Origin of the sequence: Amycolatopsis sp. WAC 01416 (assembly GCF_003947485.1) — a bacterium.
In the GTDB taxonomy this organism is placed as follows: Bacteria; Actinomycetota; Actinomycetes; order Mycobacteriales; family Pseudonocardiaceae; genus Amycolatopsis.
Window position 1 is genome coordinate 377,383 of sequence record NZ_QHHX01000007.1, and the last position, 19,674, is coordinate 397,056.

General features: G+C 70.4%; 18 protein-coding genes and 1 riboswitch. Of the genes, 9 read left to right on the plus strand and 9 right to left on the minus strand.

From position 1 onward, the window contains the following. Positions 1-127: 127 nt before the first annotated feature. Genes DL990_RS25635 through DL990_RS25660 form a run of 6 tightly spaced genes read right to left on the minus strand, consistent with a single transcriptional unit; the run spans position 128 to position 5,703 of the window. Positions 128-1,435, minus strand: a complete 1,308-nt coding sequence (locus DL990_RS25635; RefSeq protein ID WP_125800140.1) for an ABC transporter substrate-binding protein — start codon at positions 1,433-1,435, stop codon at positions 128-130. Further along, positions 1,432-2,451, minus strand: a complete 1,020-nt coding sequence (locus DL990_RS25640) for a branched-chain amino acid ABC transporter permease (protein WP_233620567.1) — start codon at positions 2,449-2,451, stop codon at positions 1,432-1,434. Before DL990_RS25640 ends, DL990_RS25635 begins: the two co-directional genes overlap by 4 nt. Continuing rightward, positions 2,435-3,313, minus strand: a complete 879-nt coding sequence (locus DL990_RS25645; RefSeq protein ID WP_125787494.1) for a branched-chain amino acid ABC transporter permease — start codon at positions 3,311-3,313, stop codon at positions 2,435-2,437. Before DL990_RS25645 ends, DL990_RS25640 begins: the two co-directional genes overlap by 17 nt. Positions 3,314-3,324: 11 nt before the next feature. After that, positions 3,325-4,029 (minus strand): ABC transporter ATP-binding protein, encoded by a 705-nt coding sequence (locus DL990_RS25650; protein ID WP_125787495.1) that lies wholly within the window; start codon positions 4,027-4,029, stop codon positions 3,325-3,327. After that, complete coding sequence (locus DL990_RS25655; protein ID WP_125800141.1) at positions 4,016-4,786, minus strand: ABC transporter ATP-binding protein; 771 nt, start codon at positions 4,784-4,786, stop codon at positions 4,016-4,018. Before DL990_RS25655 ends, DL990_RS25650 begins: the two co-directional genes overlap by 14 nt. A gap of 59 nt (positions 4,787-4,845) precedes the next feature. Further along, positions 4,846-5,703, minus strand: a complete 858-nt coding sequence (locus tag DL990_RS25660; protein ID WP_125787497.1) for a serine aminopeptidase domain-containing protein — start codon at positions 5,701-5,703, stop codon at positions 4,846-4,848. Positions 5,704-5,843: 140 nt separating this feature from the next. On the opposite strand from DL990_RS25660, the gene DL990_RS25665 reads away from it, so the two are divergent. The 3 genes from DL990_RS25665 to DL990_RS25675 are packed head-to-tail and all read left to right on the plus strand — an operon-like array spanning position 5,844 to position 9,729. Then, positions 5,844-6,440 carry a QsdR family transcriptional regulator gene (locus tag DL990_RS25665; protein ID WP_125800142.1) on the plus strand — a complete coding sequence of 199 codons (597 nt, stop codon included), beginning with the start codon at positions 5,844-5,846 and terminating at the stop codon, positions 6,438-6,440. A 48-nt stretch (positions 6,441-6,488) separates the two neighbouring features. Continuing rightward, positions 6,489-8,855, plus strand: coding sequence for a LuxR family transcriptional regulator (locus DL990_RS25670; protein ID WP_125800143.1), 2,367 nt, complete (start codon positions 6,489-6,491; stop codon positions 8,853-8,855). Between the two features lie 46 nt (positions 8,856-8,901). Next, on the plus strand, positions 8,902-9,729 hold the full coding sequence (locus DL990_RS25675; RefSeq protein WP_125800144.1) for an LLM class F420-dependent oxidoreductase: 828 nt from the start codon (positions 8,902-8,904) through the stop codon (positions 9,727-9,729). 95 nt (positions 9,730-9,824) lie between these two features. On the opposite strand, the gene DL990_RS25680 is transcribed toward DL990_RS25675, so the two are convergent. Next, positions 9,825-10,829 carry a prenyltransferase/squalene oxidase repeat-containing protein gene (locus DL990_RS25680; RefSeq protein WP_233599050.1) on the minus strand — a complete coding sequence of 335 codons (1,005 nt, stop codon included), beginning with the start codon at positions 10,827-10,829 and terminating at the stop codon, positions 9,825-9,827. 132 nt (positions 10,830-10,961) lie between these two features. Next, positions 10,962-11,105, plus strand: a riboswitch (cobalamin riboswitch). Between the two features lie 66 nt (positions 11,106-11,171). On the opposite strand from DL990_RS25680, the gene DL990_RS25685 reads away from it, so the two are divergent. The 6 genes from DL990_RS25685 to DL990_RS25710 are packed head-to-tail and all read left to right on the plus strand — an operon-like array spanning position 11,172 to position 18,654. Beyond that, the gene (locus DL990_RS25685) at positions 11,172-13,616 is read left to right on the plus strand and encodes a hypothetical protein (RefSeq protein ID WP_125800145.1); all 2,445 of its coding nucleotides are present in this window, start codon (positions 11,172-11,174) and stop codon (positions 13,614-13,616) included. Beyond that, positions 13,613-14,191, plus strand: coding sequence for a flagellar hook-length control protein FliK (locus DL990_RS25690; protein WP_125800146.1), 579 nt, complete (start codon positions 13,613-13,615; stop codon positions 14,189-14,191). Before DL990_RS25685 ends, DL990_RS25690 begins: the two co-directional genes overlap by 4 nt. Continuing rightward, positions 14,188-15,120, plus strand: coding sequence for an ABC transporter substrate-binding protein (locus DL990_RS25695; protein ID WP_125800147.1), 933 nt, complete (start codon positions 14,188-14,190; stop codon positions 15,118-15,120). The genes DL990_RS25690 and DL990_RS25695 overlap by 4 nt, the downstream gene beginning before the upstream one ends. Then, entirely contained in the window at positions 15,120-16,232 is a 1,113-nt protein-coding gene (locus tag DL990_RS25700; RefSeq protein WP_125800148.1) for an energy-coupling factor transporter transmembrane component T, read from the plus strand. The genes DL990_RS25695 and DL990_RS25700 overlap by 1 nt, the downstream gene beginning before the upstream one ends. Continuing rightward, positions 16,229-17,824: an ABC transporter ATP-binding protein gene (locus DL990_RS25705; protein ID WP_125800149.1), complete on the plus strand. Its 1,596-nt coding sequence runs from the start codon at positions 16,229-16,231 to the stop codon at positions 17,822-17,824. The genes DL990_RS25700 and DL990_RS25705 overlap by 4 nt, the downstream gene beginning before the upstream one ends. Then, the gene (locus DL990_RS25710; RefSeq protein ID WP_125800150.1) at positions 17,821-18,654 is read left to right on the plus strand and encodes an ECF transporter S component; all 834 of its coding nucleotides are present in this window, start codon (positions 17,821-17,823) and stop codon (positions 18,652-18,654) included. Before DL990_RS25705 ends, DL990_RS25710 begins: the two co-directional genes overlap by 4 nt. Before the next feature lie 4 nt (positions 18,655-18,658). Here the strand turns inward: DL990_RS25710 and DL990_RS25715 are convergent, their stop codons facing one another. Both DL990_RS25715 and DL990_RS25720 read right to left on the minus strand, forming a co-directional pair. After that, positions 18,659-19,012 (minus strand): hypothetical protein, encoded by a 354-nt coding sequence (locus tag DL990_RS25715; RefSeq protein WP_125787507.1) that lies wholly within the window; start codon positions 19,010-19,012, stop codon positions 18,659-18,661. Positions 19,013-19,043: 31 nt separating this feature from the next. Next, entirely contained in the window at positions 19,044-19,673 is a 630-nt protein-coding gene (locus DL990_RS25720) for an SRPBCC family protein (protein ID WP_125800151.1), read from the minus strand. Position 19,674: the final 1 nt, after the last annotated feature.

Sequence of the window (19,674 nt, forward strand, 5' to 3'; positions counted from 1 at the left end):
GTCGGGTAGCGGCCGTTCCGTGAAGGACTCCTTGAGGGACCCAGAGTCTCTCAAGGAGTCCTTCACGGACCCCCGGAAGGCCATCACGAGCCTCGGCAGCACGCCACGGTTGCCTCACGACCACCTCTCAGCTACCCGGAATCCCGTTGGGCGGCGGCGCGTCGTTCGCCGCGGAGTCGTCCGCCTTGATGGGCGCGTCGTCGAGGTCGGTCACCAGTACCGGCGTCAGATCCTTGCCGACGCCTCCCTTGAGCTCGACCACCGACATCCCGGAGATGCCGAGGTGGCTGTCGGCGGAGTAGCGGAACGGCGCCAGTCCCGGTCCCTCGAACGCCTTCCCGGACTGCTGGATCACCTCGACGAGGCGCTCGCGCGTCAGATCCTTTCCGGCCGCCTGCAACGTTTGGACGAACGTGTACGCCTGCGCCATCCCGTAGACGCGGTAGTTCGTCAGGTCGCCGCCCTTGCCGTGCGCCTTCCAGATGTTCTGCCACAGCTTGGTCCACGCGTTGTCCGGCGCGTCGACACCCGGCAGGTACTCGGTGGTGATCACGCCGTCGATGAGCGACGCGCCGTTGGTGACCTTGCCTTCGGAGAACCGCGCGAGCAGTGAGCCGACGAGCGCCGGATCGGAGCCGACGTTGCTGTAGACCCACTTCGGTTTGAACCCGATCTTCAGCGAAGCCAGCTGCGAAAGCGCGGTGTACGACGGAACGGTGAAGCCCAGCACCAGATCGGCGCCCGCGGCCTTGAGTTTCGCGATCTGCGGCGCGATGTCGGTGTTGCCAGGGGAGTACTTCGCGACCTCCACGATCTGCTGGCCGAGATAACGCCGGGCGCCCTTCTCGCCGTCGCGGCCGAAGTCGTCGTCCTGGAGGAACAGGCCGACCTTGGCGTTCGGCAGGTTCTTCCGCACCCAGTCGCCGATGATCTTGCCTTCGATCTCGTAGTCCGGCTGCCAGCCGAAGGTGACCGGCGCCTTCTTCGGATCGTCGCCCCAGCGCAGCGAACCCGACGACACGAACAGGTCCGGCACCTTCGAGGTGTTCAGGAACTCGACGACGGCGCTGTGCGTCGGCGTGCCGAGGCCGCCGACCATCGCGAAGATCTCGTCCTTGAGCACCAGTTCGTTGGTGACGGCGCTGGTGTTGGTCGGGTTGTAGCCGTCGTCCTTCACCACGAACTCGATCTTGCGGCCGTTGACGCCGCCGTTCGCGTTCACGTAGTCGTAGTAGGCCTGGTGCCCGCTCGGGATCTCGCTGTAGCCCGGCGCGGCGACCCCGGTCAGCGGGAAATGCGCGCCGATCTTGATGGTCGTGTCGGTGACGCCGACCGTCGAGCCCTTCTGCTCGCCCTCGGGTCTGCCGCCCGCGCCGCAGGCGGCGGTGACCGTGACGGCCAGGAAGACGGCCACGGCCTTGGTCCAGCGTTTCATGAACTTCTCCTCGAGTGGATGAGTTTCCGCAGCCCGCCGGCGAGACCGGCGGGTGCGAGCAGCACGATCAGGACGGTGACCAGGCCGTAGATCAACGGCGCCAGATGCGCGGCCTGCACGTCGGAGAGGCCGAGATCCGTGCCCGCGCCGGTCACCAGCGGCGGCAGGAAGGTCAGCAGCGCGGCCCCGGCGAGTGCTCCGGTGAGGCTCCCGAGACCGCCGAGCACCACCGCGGACACCAGCAGCAGCGACAACGTCAGCGCGAACCCGCTCGGCGCCGCGAGCCGCGCCGACAACGCCATGAGCGCTCCGGCCAGCCCCGCGCAGCCCGCGCTGACGACGAACGCCCGTACCCGCGTGCGACCGAGGTCGATCCCGGCCAGTTCGGCGGCCACGTTCTCGTCGCGCACCGCCCGCCAATCGCGTCCGACGCGGCCACGGGACAGGTTCGCCAGCAGCACGAACACGACGATCACCGCGAGCCACGAAAGGTAGGCGAGGTAACGGATCGACGTGAGATCCTGGCCGGTGACGAAGTACGCGGCGTCGGCCAGCCAGCCGGGTATCTCCGGCATGCGCACGGGCAAGCCCTGCTCGCCGCCGAGCGCCTCACCGAAGAACAACGGGATGCCGGGCACGGCGACGGCGAGCGCCAGTGTCGCCCCGGCGAGATACGGGCCGTGCAACCTGGCCGCGGCGACCCCCACGAGCGCCCCGACGGCGAGCGTGATCACCACCGCCAGCAGCAGGATCACCGGCAGCGGCAAGACCGCCGACTTCAGCAGGAGCGCCGTCGAGTACGCGCCGACGGCCATCAAGGCGCCATGCCCGAGCGAGAGCTGCCCGTTGAGTCCGGTGAGGACGGTCAGGCCGCCCGCCGCGATCGCGAGGTACGCCATCGTGGTGAATTGCGCGGCGAGGAACGGCCCGGAAGTCTCCAGGACGAGTACGACGACGACCAGCGCGGCGAGCCCGCCCAGCAGATGACCGCGCAGCACCTCAGACCCTCCGTTCACGGACGACGGCGAACAGGCCGCCGGGTTTGAGCAGCAGCACCGCCATGAGCAGCACCAGCGCGGCGAGCGGCACCAGTTCCGCGCCGACGTAACCGCTCACCAGGCTCAACGACAGGCCGAGGACGACACCGCCGACGACCGCGCCGACCGGGCTGTCCAGCCCGCCGAGCACCGCGGCCACGAAGCCGTACACCACCACACCGTCCATATAGGACGGATGGACGAGGCCGCCGCCGGCGATCAGCAGGCCCGACAGCGAACCGGCGAGAGCGGCCAGCGCCCAGCCGAGGGTGAGCATCCGCCCGACCCGCACGCCGAGCAGGCGGGCCACTTCCCGGTCGAACGCCGCGGCGCGCATCCGCAGGCCAAGGTCGGTACCGCGGAACAGCACCACGAGCCCGATCAGCACGACGCCGACGGCGGCGATGGTGAACACGCCGAATCCGGTCAGCGCGATCGTCGTGTCGCCGACCCGGAACCCGGTGAGCCCGAACGGTGCCGGGAACGACCGGTACCGCGAGCCGAACACCAGCGCCGCCAGCGCGTGCAACACGATGAACAACCCCAGGGTGAGGATGACGGCGTTGATCTCGGCCTTGCCGTCGACGAACCGGACGACGAAGCGTTCCACCAGCGCGCCGAGCACGAGCCCGGAAAGCAGGGCCACCGCGAAACCGGCCCAGTACGACCAGCCGGCGTCGATCAGGACCAGCGCGAGGTAGGTGGTGATCATCGCCATCGGAGCCTGCGCGAAGTTCACGATCCGCGTCGCCCGCCAGATCAGCACCAGCGCCAGCGCGAACGCGGCGTACACCGCACCCAGCGTCAGGCCGGTGAGCGCGGTGGTGAGCAGTTGCTGCACAGTGCTCCCTTTCAGAATCCGAGGTAGGCGTGCCGGAGGTCGTCGTCCGCGACGAGCGCGGCCGCGTCCCGCCGGACGACGACCTCGCCGAGGTTGAGCACGACGCCGTGGTCGGCGATGGACAGCGCGCTGCGCGCGTTCTGCTCGACCAGCACGACGGCCAGTCCTTCGTCGTGGACGAGGCCGCGCAGCAGGCCGAAGATCCGCGCCACGATCCGGGGCGCGAGCCCCAAGGACGGCTCGTCGAGCAGCAGCACCTTCGGCCGGGAAAGCAGCGCGCGGCCGATGACCAGCATCTGCCGTTCCCCACCGGAAAGGACGTGCGCGGAACCGTTCTTGCGGTCGGCGAGCGCCGGGAAGAGGTCGTAGATCCGGCGGAGATCGGCCGCCGACGCGCGACCGCGTGCGCCGAGGGCGCCGAGCCGCAGGTTCTCCTCGACGGTCAGTTCGGCCAGTACGCCGCGGCCTTCGGGCACCTGCGCGAGTCCGAGCGCAGGAAGGTCCTCTGTGGACACTCGGCTCAGGTCCCGTCCCGCGAGCGAGACGCTGCCGCCCGTCGGCCGGACGAGTCCGGAGATGGTTCGCAGCAAGGTGGTCTTGCCCGCGCCGTTCGCGCCGAGCACCGCGGTGATCTCGCCTTCCGCGGCCGAAAGGCTCACGGAATCGAGCGCGCGCACCGGGCCGTAGCTCGCCGAAAGGTTCTCAACGGTCAGCACCGGCCACCTCCTCGCCGAGGTAGGCGGCCTGGACCGCCGGGTCGGCGCGGATCTCGTCCGGTGTCCCGCGGGCGATGACCCTGCCGAAGTCCAGCACCACGATCTCGTCGCAGACGCCCATCACCAGATCCATGTGGTGCTCCACGAGCATCACCGACATGCGTTCGGTCAGCCCGCGGACCAGGTCGCCGACCTCGGCGATCTCGGCCGACGACAGGCCGCCCGCCGGTTCGTCCAGCAGCAGCAGATCCGGTTCGGCGGCCAGCGCTCGCGCCAGAGCGATCCTTTTCCTCACCGGATAAGGAAGAGCGGCGGGATAGCGATGCGCGAGGTCGGCGATGCCGAACTCCTCCAACCGCGCCATCGCCCGTTCGGCCAGTGCCTTCTCGCTCTTCGTCATGCCCAGCAACGAAGTCCAGAAGCCGGACTTCGCATGCCTTCCCGCGCCCACGAGCACGTTCTCCAGCACGGTCATCCGGTCGAACAGGCCGAGTTCCTGCAGGCTGCGGGCGATCCCGAGGCCGGCGAGGTGATGCGGGCGCAACCGCCGCAGTTCCGTGCCGCGCCAGGCCAGCGTGCCGGTGTCCGGGCGGACGAACCCGCACGCGACGTTGAACAGCGGGGTCTTGCCCGCCCCGTTCGGGCCGATCACGCCGAGCACCCGGCCGGGCGCGACGCTCAGGGAGACGTCCGACAGCGCGACGAGACCCCCGAAGGTCACCGACACGCCGGACATCTCGAAGGTCGACAGGGTCACGCAAGAACTCCCAACGGAGAGAGGAGGTCCCGGCGCGGGTGCGCCGGGACCCAAGACACTCAGGCGTGCGGACACGTGTCCCGGTAGTCGCTGATCGTGCGGTCGTCCGGGGCCGGGCAGAGGAACTGTTCGTAGCGGGTGTCGTTGTCCACGAACCGCTTCAGCCACGAGATCGTGTACTTGGCCATGGTCGTGTTCGCGGTGTTCGGGAAGAAGTGGCTCGCGTTGTCCAGTTCCATGTACGCCTTCTCCGCCGAAGCGGGAATGCTGGTGTAGAACGGGATCGAGTGCGACGCCACCGGCGCGACCGAGTCGGACTCACCGCCGATGACGAACGTCGGCACCCGCAGCGAAGACCAGGACTTCTGGGTGTTCCACGGCGCGAGCGGCACCGCGGCCTGCAACGAAGGCCGGTCCTGAGCCGCTTCGAGCGAACCGCCGCCGCCCATCGAGTGGCCCGCGACCGCGAGCCGGGTGGTGTCGACGCGGGACCGGACGGTGCTGCGCTGGGTCAGGTAGTCGAGCGCGGCCAGCAGTTGGTCACCGCGGCTGTCGGGCTGGTCGTAGATCGTGTTGGTGTCGATCGTGAACACCACGAAGCCCTGCGACGCCAGCCGCGGGCCGATCCACGCGATGCTCGACTGGGTCGCGGTGAATCCCGGCGAGATGGCGACCGCGCCGAACGTGCCCTGCGTGGTGCTGGTGGGGTAGTAGATGGTGCCACCGCCGAACCCGGTGACGGCCAGGCTCGAAACGGAGGTCTGCGACACCGCGAACGAGCCGCGGGAGGCTTCGATGCTGCTTTCCGTCGGGTCCGGGCCTCGTTCGTAGGGATTCTCGGCGGCATAGGCCGTGGGAGCGATAGCGAGTGCCGCGACGGTGGCCAGTCCACAAAGGATCCGGGTCGTACTACGCATGGTGCCCTCTCCGTTCGCCGTTGAACACAGTCCGTGGTGATGGACTGTGGCAAACGGCCGGAGGAGGCTGCATCGGTGAAATCGCCAGTCTTGATCCGCGACCGCCCCCGCCGGGCCGCCCGCCCGTACGATCGGCGATCGTGAACCCCTCAGCCGAGGACATAGTCCGCACAGCGGCGCGGTGGATCGATCGCGGTGTCCGCGTCGACACCTCCGCCTTCGCCCAGGATCTCGGCATCTCGCGCAGCACCCTGTTCCGCCGTGTCGGCAATCGGGAAGACCTGCTCGGTGATGCCCTCTACTACCTGTCCGAGCGCACCCTGACGGCCGCCGCGCGCACCTGGGAGCGCGAAGAGGGCGACGTGGTGCGCAACGCGGCCGGTGAACTGCGCTGTCTTTCGATCATGCGCGAGTACCGGTCCGTGCTGGCGGCGAGCTCCGGGTTCCGGCGCTTCCTCGACGACGAGCCGGTGCTGGCGATCCGGCTGCTCACCGACCCGGACGGACGCGTCCAGCCGAGGGTGATCGCGGCCCACGTCGAGCTGCTTCGCCGGGACGTCGGGGACGGCGGTTTCGTGCCCGCGGTCGGCCTGGACAGCCTCTGTTACGCGATCGTCCGACTGGGAGAGGCGTTCCTGTACTCGGACGTCCTCGCCTCCCGGACACCCGATCTCGACGCGGCGTCGACACTGCTCGGAGCCCTCGTGGAAGGACGGGTGCCGACCAGGACCTTGTGAAACACTTGCGCCTGGTGTTTCATCGAGAGGGATCTCGAGGAGGCGCCGATGCCTGTGTACCCGCTGCGGGGCAGGGACGACCTCTTCGGTGGGCTGCGTTCGGTCGCCGGCCGTGCAGTGCTGGTCCACGGCACGGAGGGGCTTGGTAAATCGGCCCTGCTCACCGCGTTGCGCGCCACCCTCGGCGTCCGTCTCGTCGGGGTGCGGGGCCTGCGGGCCGAAAGCACGCTGCCGTATGGCGCCCTGCATCGGATGTTCGGCGCGTCCGTCTCCGGCGGAGCGGAGGCCAGGGACCGGCTCGGCGCCGTTTCGGCACCGACGATCTGCTGGGTCGACGACGCGCAGTGGGTCGATCCGGAATCCTTGGCGGCCCTGGGTTTCGCGGGCAGGCGGCTGGCCGGGGCCCCGGTCGGCATGGTGCTCGCGTCGCGATCCGGGTCCGACGAGTTCGACTCCGTCGAGCTGCCGCCGTTGACCGAATCCGCCGCCGACCTGGTGCTGCGCGATCGCGGTGTACCCGCAGGGGTACGCCCGCAGCTGGTCGAACTCGGCGACGGGAACCCCGCCGATCTCGTCGCGCTGGCGGCTTCGTTGACGCCCGCGCAGGCGGCGGGACGGGAACCGGTGTCGCCGATCCTTCGGGACCGCTTGCCTCGCTACGCGGCCGAGCTCGACGCGATGTCGTTCGAGGAACGCCTCCGGTTCCTTGCCACCTGCATGGACTCTTCCGCGAGGAACGCGACGTGGTACGCGGCGGCGTCACCGGCCGACCGTAGGGCGGCGCACGCGCGGCTGGCCTCCGCCGAGGAGGGGCCTGACGCGCTGTGGCATCGCGCGATGGCGGCCGCCACGCCGTCCGCGCCGCTCGCCGACGCGCTCGCCGCCGCACCGGCGGCGGACCACGCGGCCGCGGCACGGCAGCTCGAACGCGCCGCCGCCCTGACCGCCGATCCGGCCGCCCGGGCGGACCGGTTGCTGGCCGCCGCGGACGCGGCCTGGCAGGCGGGAAGACCAGGGTGGGCTCGGCTACTTCTGTCCAAAGTGGACAGAAATCCGGCTGCGGTGGCGTTGCTGCACGGGGAGATCGAGCTGCGCGACGGCGATCCCGCCGTCGCCACCCACGAACTCGGCGCGGCGGCGGAACTGCTGCCCGATCCGTCCGCCGCGCTCCTGCTGGCGGGCGAGGCACGGCGGCTCGGCGGCGACCTGAGCGGCTACCGGGCGCTCGCGCGGACGGTCCCCGACGGCGAGGGGCTTGCCTTCTCTCATTTCCGTGGTCTGACGTCGGTCTACGCCGGACGTCACGAGGACGCGGTCCTTCCGCTGAACGAGGCCGCCGGCCGGGGGATGGCCGGCGCGGACGTCGCCGGAGCCGTCTGGGCCGCCGAAGCGGCCTTCGCCCGCGGGCATGCCGAAAGGGCGCACGAACACGCGGCCGCCGCCGTGAGCCGCGCGAGACTCGGCAAACGGCACGCGGAACTGCCGTGGGCGTTGATCTACCTGTCGCTTTCGGCCATCGCGCTCGACCGGATCCCGTGCGCGCGGGCGGCGTCCCGCGACGGTCTGCGCGCGCCCCACAACCTGCGGATGGAACATCTGACGTTGCTGGGGCTGGCCGCCGCGCTCCTCGGCGACCGCGTACCGGAACTTGACGAGGCGACCGAAGGCATCGCCGAACGCGGTCTCGGCAGGCCGGCCGCCGTCGCCGCGTGGGCGAACGCCTGTCTGGACCTGGCCGAAGACCGGCCCGACGACGCCCTGAGCAGGCTCGAAGATCTCGCTTCGGGCGTCTCCGGCGACCAGCCGGTGATCCGGGTGCTGGCCACTCCGCAACTCGTCGAGGCCGCCGTCAGTTCCGGGCGGCCCGAACGGGCCCTGGCCGCGCTGGCGGTGTTCGACCGCTGGACCCTGGCCGGAGCGGAACCCTGCTGGCTCGCGCTGAGCCACCGCTGCCACGCGCTGACCGCGCCGGATCCGGAGACCGCGGAACGGCGTTTCCGGCTGGCCATCGACGCGCACCGGCGGGCGGGCGGCGCGGTCGAACTCGCCAGGACCCGGTTCGCGTACGCCACCCTGCTGCGCCGTCACCGGCGGACCCGGGACGCGCGCGACCAGTTCCGCGATGCCTTGCGCGGCTTCGAAAACGTCGGCGCCAAGCGGTTCGCCGAACGGGCCCGCGCCGGACTGCGCGCCACTGGCGAGACCGTCGACGTGCCGCACCGCTCGCTCGCCGGGCTCACGCCGCAGCAGGACGCCATCACCCGGCTGGTCGCGGCGGGGGAGACCAACAAGGAGATCGCGCGGCGGCTGGTCATCAGCCACCGGACGGTGGATCACCACCTGCGGAACATCTTCACCGCTCTGGGCGTCCGGTCCCGCGTGGAACTCGCGCGCCGCGTCGCCGCCGGGGAGTGACGGGCCCGGCGGAATACTCACCCCGGTCCTGGAGTCGTAGCCGAGTATGGACTTCGGTATCGCGACTTCAGTGACCGACGAAGGAATCCGGCCGCACGTACTGGCCGCGGCGTTGGAGGAGAAGGGCTTCGCCTCCCTCTACCTCCCCGAACACTCTCACATCCCGGTCAGCCGGGAGAGTCCGTACCCCGGCGGTGAGCTGCCGCGGGGGGCCCTCCGCAATCTCGACCCGTTCGTGGCGCTGGCCGCCGCCGCGACCGTCACCTCGACCCTCCGCCTCGGCACCGCGGTCGCCCTGATGATCCAGCGAGATGTGCTCTATACGGCCAAGGAGATCGCCAGCCTTGACCTGCTTTCCAACGGACGGGTGATCTTCGGCGTGGGAGCGGGCTGGAACATCGAGGAGATGCGTAACCATGGCGTCGAGCCGCGGACACGGGGCGCGCTGCTGACCGAACAACTCCAGGCGCTCAAGGAGATCTGGACCAGGGACGAAGCGGAGTTCCACGGAAAGCACATCGACTTCGACCCGGTCTACTCCTGGCCGAAACCGGTGCGGAAACCGCATCCGCCGATCTACGTCGCGGGCCAGGGGCCTGCGGGCCTCAAACGGCTCGCCGAGCACGCCGACGGTTGGCTGCCGCATTTCGTGACACCGCCGGAGGAATTGCGCCGGGTCCGGTCTTGGCTCGCCGACCAGGGCCGCGAGGACGTCCGGATCAGTGTGTTCGGTGCTCCGGCCGATCCCGGGCTGCTGCGACGCCTCGCCGCCGCTGGGGCCGACGAGGTCTCGCTCACCCTGCCGACGTTGCCCGAAGCCGAAACCCTGGAGCGTCTCGACGAGTTGGCCAAGACCATCGAGCCGCTCCGCTGACCGGACCTGCCCTCAGAGCCGTAACTCGCGTGATTGGAGCCGTAACACTTGAGTTACGCCTCTGATCACGCGAGTTACGTCTCTGGTCACGTGAGTTACGGGCAGGCGAGGACCGGGGCCTGCGGACGGCCGCCGCCGTGCAGGTCGCTCAGCGGAACCCTGGCCAGGCCGAGGATCGCCTGCGCGGTCGCGCGCGGGGCGGTCGACGGGTTCAGGCCCGTGGCGTCGTAGGCGATCGCGCCGCGGTCGGCCTCGGTGCCGGCGCAGCCGGTCTGCAGCGACCGCAAGAATTCCCGCGCCTTGACCGCGGCGGCGGGACGGTGCCCGGCCAGTGCCTGCGCGGCGAGTCCGGTGCTGTTGGCGTTCGGCGCGTTGGTGGCGAAACCGAAACCGCCGTTCGGGTGCTGCTTGGTGACCAGCCAGGAGGTGCCCTCGCCGGCGTTGACCGGGTCACCGGTGGCGCGCAAGGCCTGCACGACCGTCGCGGTCGCGTCGACGTCGCTCGTGCACGTCGCTTCGCCGAAGCTCAGGGGGAAACCGCCGTCGGGGCACTGGGTGCCCGCGAGGAACGTCACGGCCCGCTCCGGGACGTCGCCGGTGCGGTCCAGCGCCAGCAGTGCGAGCGACTGCGAAAGAGCGTTGGAGTAGTCGCCGTATTCGGAGCGGTCGGAGAACCGGCCGGACGGCGTGAGCGACGAAAGCAGGCCCGCCTTCAGATCGACGCCGCCGAACGACGCCGGGTTCTTGCCGCGAACCTGCGCGGCGAGCAGCAGTTTCGCGTGCGCGCCCGCGTACGCCTCGGTGCCGCTGCCGACGTAGCCCGTGGTGATCTCCGGTTTCGCCAGCCAGGCGATCGCGTTGCCCGCGTTCGTGTCCGACACCCCGGCCGCGGCGAACGCGAAGATCGCGTCGATCGTCGAACCCTGATCGGGAAACTTCTGGCCGCCGAAGTCGGCCTCGAACCTTTCCCCGTCGGCCATCTGCCTCGCGAGCCAGCCCGCGGCGGCGTCCGCCTTGTCGTGGGTGGCCGCGGCCGCCGGCGGAGCGGCGACCAGCCCGATGCCGCACACCATGGCGACAGCGAAAAGCAAACGTCTCATGAGAACCCTTCCCCCAACGACCGCGATGAACGACCCGAAGAGTCCCACCCCGGCCGAGCGTCCGGGTACCGCCGGGCGCGAAGAGCCGATGTGATCCTGGCAACCGACCTGGTCAGCGGTGCCTGCCGGAAGTGATCGGGTGTTAACCTCGATCGGCTCGACAACTGCACACCGCCGCCCGTGACGGGGAAGCCGGTCGAAATCCGGCGCTGTCGCGCAACCGTGGGCCCTTCACCAGGGCGAGCCGGGATACCGAACGGGCGGATGAACGAACCACTGTCGCGATAAACAGGGGTGACCGCGGCGTCCGCGCTGTCCTCCGTCATGCCGCTAGGAGGAGTCATGCGCCGCCGGTACCTCGCCGCAGTGGCGTTCGCCGTCAGTGTCGGCGTGGTCGCCGCACTGCTCACCGGGACGGCCGCCGCCGCGAACGATCCCGGCGCGGCGAAGGCGAATTCCCGCTGGCTCGCGACGAAGCTGAAGCCGGACGGCACGCTCGAAAACCCCAACGGGGGCGCACTACCCGACCACGGCCTGATGCTCGACGTGCTCTTCGCGCTGTACGCGTCGGGCGACGGCGCCAAGGCCGAGCCGATCATGAAGTTCCTCGACGACGAAGGCCACGCCACCGACTACTTCACCTGGGACGGACTGGTTCCCGGTGCCGGGTACGACAAGGTCATCGTCGGGGGCTCGCTCGCCAAGACGCTGGTCGCCGCCGAGGTTTCCGGCAGGGACCCGCGAAACGTCGACGGGTACGACCTGGTCGCCGAGACCCATGGCGCGATCATGCGCAAGGGCCCCGACAAGGGCCGGATCAGCGACTACTCCAAGGATCCGGACCTCGCCGGCGCGGTGAACAACGACGCGAACTCGTTCGGGCAGGCGCTCGGCGTCGTCGGGCTCGCCGCGGCGGGGGAGAACGACCGGATCGCCATCGACAGGTTGCTGGCCCAGCAATGTTCCGAGGGCTACTTCCGCCTCGTGTTCGAATACATTCCGACGAAGGAGACCGGCGACCACGTCACCCCGGACGGCCGCAAGGTATCGACCTGCGACGAAGGCAAGCCGCTCGACCTTTCCCCGACCGACGGCGACGCCACCGGCCTCGCGCTCTCGGCGCTGCTGGCCGCGCGGAAGGCGGGCGCGACCGGACTCGACGCCCCGATCGCCAAGACCGTCTCGTGGCTCAAGGCGAACCAGGCTTCCGGTGGCGGCTGGGGCGGTGGCGTCAGCACCGAGGCACCGAACACCAACAGCACCGGCATGATCGTCCAGGCGCTCGCCGACGCGGGCGGCGCCGAGGCGGCGGTGGACAAGGGGGTGCGGTACCTCAAATCCGCGCAGGCGAACGCCGCCGACTCCGGCACCAAGCTCGCGGGTGAACTCGGCGCGATCGCCTACAACCCGGCTTCCTACGAGGCCGCGCGAGCGTCCGGCATCAGCGGGGTCGACACCTGGATCCGCGCGGGTGCCCAGGCTTCGCTCGGGTTGTCGCAGGTCGGCTTCTACGCGCTCGCGAAGGGCGAAGCTCAGCCGCCGACCAGCGGCACACCGGCTCCCACGACGACCACCGTCATCACGAAGCCGGTGACGCCGCCGCCCAAACCCGGAAAGGCCGGCGCGTCCACCGGCGTCCGGGTGCGGACATCGACGGCGATCGCCACTCCGGACACGGCGACACCGGCCGCCCGCCTCGGCGCCTACCTGGCGAACCGGCTCACCGACGGTGACCACGTCGAGGTGACCGAGGACGGCAGGACCTACGTCGACTACGACGCCACCGCCGACGTGGTGCTGGCCCTGCGAGCGCTCGACCAGCAGCCGGACTCGGTCGCCCGCGCGTCGCAGTTCCTGGTGAAGCCGGAAGCCGTACAGGCTTATGCCCACGGCGCGCCGTACGAGCAGGGCGAGGCGTCGTATGCCGGACCGCTCGCGAAACTCGTGCTCGTCGCCGAATTCGCCAAGGCGGATGTCGCCGGGCGGTTGCGCGCCGATCTGGTGAAACTGCGCGGCGCCGGCGGCGAGTTCACCGACACCGGATCGTTCGCCGACGCCGACGAGACCGTGGAGCGGCACGCGTGGGCGGTGCTCGCCACCGCCGCCGACCCCGGTCCGGCGGTCGAACTGCTCCTTTCGCGCCAGTGCGCCGACGGAACCTTCCCGAAGCACCTTGACACCGTGGAGTGCGGTTCCGGTGACCTCGCCGCGACCGCCGCCGCGGTCACCGCGCTGGCCGCCCGTCCGCACACCGACGCCGCGCCTCCGACCAGGCGCCCGGACGGCTGGAGCGAGCGGCGCGTGTCGGCGTTCGTCTCCGCGGTGGGCGCGCTCGGCGTCCGGCCGACCGGTGAGGGCGTGGTCACCGGAGAGGGCGGCGAGCCGGACGTCGCGCTCAGCGCCGCCGTCGCCGCCGCGCGGCAGACCGCCGGACTCGACGCGAGCGGAACCGCGCGATCACTGGGCGCACTGGTCCAAGCCGATGGCGGTTTGGCCAAGGGGTCCGCCGGGGAGACCGATTTCCCGACCAGTCTGGCCGCCGCGCAAGGAGTCGCGGGCCGATCGTGGCTGACCGCGGCGGATTCGCCGCTCTCGCCCGCGATCCGGCTGCCGCTGACCGAGGCGAATCCGTCCGGCGCACCGGTACTGGCCGCGGAGCAGTCCGGCTCCCCGCCGTCATGGCTGATCTGGGGGCTGGCCGGGCTGGCCGTCCTGCTGCTGCTCACCGTGATCGCTCTGGTTTTCGTACTTCGCCGTTCCACCAAGAAAAAGGGGGCAACACCATGAAGAGAATGCTGGCCGTGACATCCGTCCTCATCGGACTGATCGGGCTTTCCGCCGCACCCGCGAACGCGGTCGACACCACCAAGGGCTACAACGGGATCTGCACCGGCTCCGACGCGCTCACCGGGGTCACCGTCGTGGTCGACTTCCAGGAACTGGACGGTAACGGCGGGGTGGCCGCGCCGACGATCACCCGCTGCTCGCCCAACGCCGCGCCGGGTACCGCCCGCACGGGCATCAAGGCCTTGCAGGACGCGGGAATCGCGGTCGCCGGCACCGCACGCTGGGGGCTTGCCTTCGTCTGCCGCGTGGAAGGCCGCCCGGCCGCGACGGAGACCCTCCCGCTGTCGACCAACCCCAACTACAAGGAGGCGTGCGTCACCACTCCGCCCACCGGCGCGTACTGGGGTTACTGGCATGCGGACGGTTCCGGCTCGACCTGGACCTACAGCACCTCCGGCGCGGTCAACCGGAACGTGACTCCCGGCGGCTTCGAGGGCTGGTCGTTCTCGCTGAACAAGTCGGCGACGACCAACCCGCCGCCCGCTGTCACGCCGAGGAACCCGGCCATCCCGTGAGGAGGGTTCTTCCCGCGGTGGCGGCGATCTTCCTGATCGCCGCCACGGCACCGTCCGCGCACGCCGTCGACCAGAGCAAGGGATATCCCGGGTTCTGCAAGGACGCCACCGGGGTCACCGTGGTGGTGGACTTCCAGCAGCTCGGCGGCACGGCCATCGTCCGCTGCAATCCCCAGACCACCCGCGGCACCGGACTGGACGCGCTCAAGGGCGCCGGTTTCCAGATCGCCGGGGTGCAGCGCTGGGGCGAGTCGTTCGTCTGCCGGATCGAGAATCGTCCTTCCGCGGCGGAGAACATCCCGGTCAGCGGCCGCGAGACGTACCGGGAGCTGTGCGTCGACACGCCTCCCGCGCAGGCATACTGGTCCTACTGGCACGCCTCGAACAACTGCGCGTGGGACTACAGCCAGTGGGGGCTCAAGAACCGGGACTTCACCCCCGGCGGGTTCGAGGGCTGGTCGTTCTCCTTGAACGCCAACGCTCAGAGCAACCCGGTCCCGCGGGTCTCCGCCGTGCGGCCGGGTACCGAGAGCCAACCGTGCGTGCCGCGCGAAGAGGCCAAGCCGGTCACCGGCGATCCCGGCGAGCGGCACCAGCGGCCGCAGCCGGGGAGCGGTCAGGCCGACGGTCCGCGACCGACGGCCGGTGCGGAGCCGGGCGCGGGGGAAGCCCCCGCCGCGGGGCCGAGTTCCGGCGCGCTCCCGCCGCCGAAGCCGCGTCCGAGCGCGTCGGCGAGGCCGAAGGCGCAGGACCCGTCGTCGAACGTCGCGTTCACCGGTGGTGAGAACGCCGAGGACGTCAACGCGGTGATCGAACGCGAGTCCGGGGCCAGCGACTGGGCACCCTGGGCCGCCGTCGGCGCGGTACTGGCGTTGTGCGTGGCAGGATTCCTGGTGGCACGCAGACGCAAACGCGCACAAGGAGTTTGATGACGTCCTACTTCCTGCCGCGCGACCTGCATCCGGCCGCCTGGTGGGTGTGGGCGCTGGGGCTCGCCGTCGCGGCGACCCGCACGACGAACCCGTGGCTGCTGCTGACCATCGTGGCCGTCGCGGGGTATGTCGTCGTCGCCCGGCGCAGTGAAGCGCCGTGGGCGCTGGCCTTCCGGCTCTACCTGTACCTCGGCGCGTTCATCGTCGTGATCCGCGTGTTCTTCCGCGTCGTGTTCGGCGGCGCCGAGGGTTCCACGATCCTCCTGCGGCTGCCCGAGATCCCGCTGCCGGAATGGGCGGCGGGGATCCGGCTCTTCGGCGACGTGTCCGCGGAATCGTTGCTGGGCGGGCTCTACGACGGGATGCGGCTGGCGGCGATGGTGATCTGCCTCGGCGCGGCCAACGCGCTCGCGAACCCGAAACGGCTGCTCAAGGCGATGCCGCCGGCGTTGTACGAGGTGGGCACGGCGGTGATCGTCGCGCTGTCGGTGTTCCCGCAGCTCGCCGAAAGCGTGTTGCGGGTCCGGCGGGCGCGCAAGCTGCGCGGGGGCTCGGGCAAGAAGAAGGTGAAGGTCCTGCACACCGTCCTCATCCCGGTGCTGGAGGACGCGCTTTCCCGTTCACTGCAGCTCGCCGCGTCGATGGACTCACGCGGCTACGGCCGCGCCGGACTGGTCGAGGCGCGGGCGAGGCTGATCACGGGAACGCTGATGATCGTCGGCCTGATCGGCGTCTGCGTCGGCGTTTACGCCACTTTGGACGGTTCGACGCCCCGATATCTCGCCGCACCGGTGCTTTCGGCGGGACTGGTGATCGGCCTGATCGGGTTCTGGTCGGCGGGCAAACGGGTGCGGCGCACGCGCTACCGGCCGGATCGCTGGCAGCCGCCGGAAATCCTCGTCGCGGTCAGCGGAATCGGGGTCGCGGTGATCCTGTTCGTGACGTCCAGCGTGAACCCGATGAACATGAACCCGTCGTTGATCGACCTGTCCTGGCCGTCGCTTTCGTGGGGGCCGCTGCTTGGAGTCCTGATCGGCGCGCTGCCCGCGTTCCTGACCCCGGCCCCCGAACCTCCCTACGCCGCAGTGGAAAAAGAAGTGCACGCATGATCGAACTGAAGAACGTCTCCTTCACCTATCACGGCCGCTCCGAGCCGGTGCTGGCCGACGTGACACTGTCCATCGGTGAAGGCGAACTCGTGCTGTTCGCGGGCCGGACGGGGGCGGGCAAGTCGACACTGCTCGGCACGATCAACGGTCTCGTCCCGCATTTCACCGGCGGCCACCTCGAAGGAACGGTCTCCGTCGACGGTGTCACGACGCGGTCCCGGCCACCGCGCGAGTTCGCGCACCTGGTCGGCGTCGTCGGCCAGGACCCGCTCGCGGGTTTCGTCACCGACACGGTCGAGGACGAACTCGCGTACGGCATGGAACAACTCGGCCTGAGCCCGCAGGTGATGCGCCGCCGGGTGGAAGAGACCCTCGATCTCCTCGGCATCGCGGAGCTGCGCAGGCGCGCGCTGCGGACGCTGTCCGGCGGGCAGCAGCAACGGGTGGCGATCGGCTCGGTGCTGACCACGCATCCCAAGGTGCTGGTGCTGGACGAGCCGACGTCGGCGCTGGACCCGACCGCGGCCGAGGAGGTGCTGGCGACGCTGGCCAGGCTGGTGGAGGATCTCGGCACGACGGTGCTGATGGCCGAGCACCGGATGGAACGCGTGATCCCGTTCGCGGACCGGATGATCCACGTCCCCGGCACCGGGGGAGTGATCGACGGGACGCCGCCGGAGGTGTTGCGGGACATGCCCATCGCGCCGCCGATCGTCCACTTGGGACGGTTGGCGGGCTGGGATCCGCTGCCGATGTCGGTGCGTGACGCCCGGCGGCGCGCGTCGTCGCTGTCCCTCGGCACCCCGCCCGCGCGTAGCACGACCGACGGCGAAGAGTTGCTGACCGCGGCCGGGGTCGTCGTGCGGTACGGGCCGAAGGTCGCGGTGCGGGAGGTCGACCTGACCCTGCGCGCCGGCGAGGTGCTGGCGATGATGGGGCGCAACGGTTCCGGCAAGTCGTCGCTGCTGTGGGCGGTGCAGGGCTCCGGCCCCCGGCAGGGTGGCAAGGTCACCGTCGGAGGCAAGGACCCGAAGACGCTGAGCAGCGCCGAGGCCCGCACGCTCGTCGGCATGGTGCCGCAGACCGCGAGTGACCTGCTGTACCTGCAGACCGTCGCCGCCGAATGCGAGGCGGCGGACGCGGAATCGGGTGCGGAGCCGGGGCATTGCCGTGAGCTGCTCGACAGGCTCGCTCCGGGCATCGATCCCGCGTCGCATCCACGGGACCTTTCGGAAGGCCAGCGGCTCGCACTCGTGCTCGCGGTGCAGTTGTCCGCCGCGCCGCGGATCATGCTGCTGGACGAACCGACCCGCGGCCTCGACTACACGGCGAAGTCGGCGCTGGCGCGGATGATCGCGTCGCTGACCGCCGAGGGGAGGGCGGTCGTCGTGGCCACCCACGACGTCGAGTTCGTCGCGACGATCGCGCACCGCGTGCTCGTGATGGCGGAAGGGGAGGTCGTCTCCGACGGTCCGACCGGCGAGGTGCTCGGCGGTTCCCCCGCGTTCGCCACGCAGATCGCCAAGATCCTCGGCGAGCCTTGGCTCACCGTCGAAGAGGTCCGATCGGCGCTGCCGCAGGAGGTCCCGTGACGACGGCGCCCGCGGTCCGGCTGGGTCCGCGCTCGGCGACGGTGCTCGGCCTCGCGTCGCTCGCGGGGCTGATGATGTTCCTCTGGCCGCTTCTGGTCCGCGTCGAACCCCAGTCGATGCAGCACGGCACCGACGCGCCGTTCGTGTTCCTCGGGATCCTGCCGATCCTGATCGTCATCGTGCTGGCCGAAATGTCCGAAGGGGGCATGGATTCCAAGGCCCTCGCGATGCTGGGCGTGCTTTCGGCGGTGAACGCGGCCCTGCGGCCCCTCGGTGCCGGGACCGCGGGTATCGAAACCGTGTTCTTCCTGCTGGTGCTGGCCGGGCGGGTGTTCGGGCCCGGCTTCGGTTTCGTGCTCGGCTGTACGTCGATGTTCGCCTCGGCACTGCTGACCGCCGGGGTGGGACCGTGGCTGCCGTTCCAGATGCTGTGCTCGGCGTGGATCGGGATGGGCGCGGGACTGCTGCCGCGCCGCGTCACCGGCAAGGCCGAGATCGCGATGCTGGTGGCCTTCGGGATCTTCGTCGCGTACGTGTTCGGATTCCTGATGAACCTGTGGTTCTGGCCGTTCATCACCGACGTCGAAGTGCCGTACCACGACGGGCACATCTCGTACGTCCCCGGCGCCCCGGTGCTGGAGAACCTGCACCGGTTCGCCGTGTTCACGCTGCTGACTTCGACGGCGGGATGGGACACGGGGCGCGCGATCACCAACGCGGTGGCGATCCTGGTGCTGGGACCCGCCGTGCTCGCGACGTTGCGCCGGGCTTCGCGGAAGGCCTCCTTCGGGGTGATCCCCTCGTTCACCGACGGCGTGCCCCGCAATTAGTCACCTACTTGCGGGCACGGCGCCGGACGTGACAGGTGACGGCGAACGCCACCCCCACGGCCACGATGATCGCGGCGAAGACGGGATGCATGTCCTTGGACAGGCTCTGCGCGCGTTCGGGTCCGATCGCCCAGAGCGCCAACGGCGTGGCGTAGGCCGCGGTGAGGGCGATCGCGCCCCAGCGGAGCGCCTTCAGCCTGGCGTCGCGCAGAGTGCCGATCAGGACGAGGGCGACCGGCACGATGGCGATCATCGCGAACTGGCCGAGGATCATGATCGGCACGGCCCAGGCCGAGATGATGACGGAGCGCGGTACGCGGCGGGTGACGGTTTCGCGGTCGAGCGGTTGAGTGGACATCGGTTTCCTCCTGAGGTTCGCGGGCCGGGGCTCAGCAGTGGGATTCGGCGGTGGCCTTGAGGTCCTTCAGCCAGGCTTCGAGGCCCCAGCCGAGGAACTTGGTCGCGGTGGGCACGTCGGCTTCGACCTGGGCACCGGACCAGTTCTCCTCGGTGCGGACGAGGACACCGCCCTTGACCTCGGTGAAGTTCCAGACGTGGATGCCGTTGTCGATGCCGAGGCCCTCGCCGATCGCGGGCCCGCTCCAGCGGATGCACTTGCCGCGCTGGAGCTGGTGGACGGTCGAGGTGATCGACAACGTGGTGGCGGGCGTCGTGGCCGTGGGCGGTGCCGGGGTGGTCCAGCGGAACCGGGAGTTCTTGCGGAGCGGGCCCCAGTCCAGGCGCTCGTTGCTCAACACCGGTTCCTGCCATGACGGCCAGCGTTCGACGTCGGTCTGAAGCCGCCAGATCTTGCTCAAGGGAGCGTTGATCAGGGTCTCGGTGCGGTAGTGGATCGGGGCCTTCGTGTCGATGGTCTTGCCCTGGCAGGAAAGCGGCGAAGGGGAAGCGGTGGCGGCTTGCGCGGGGGTGACGGTGCCGCCCAGAAGGCCGATCGCCAAGGGGAGCGCGAGCGCGGCGGCCCTGGCGACGGTGCGGCGGCGGGTCTTGGTGTCCGGCATG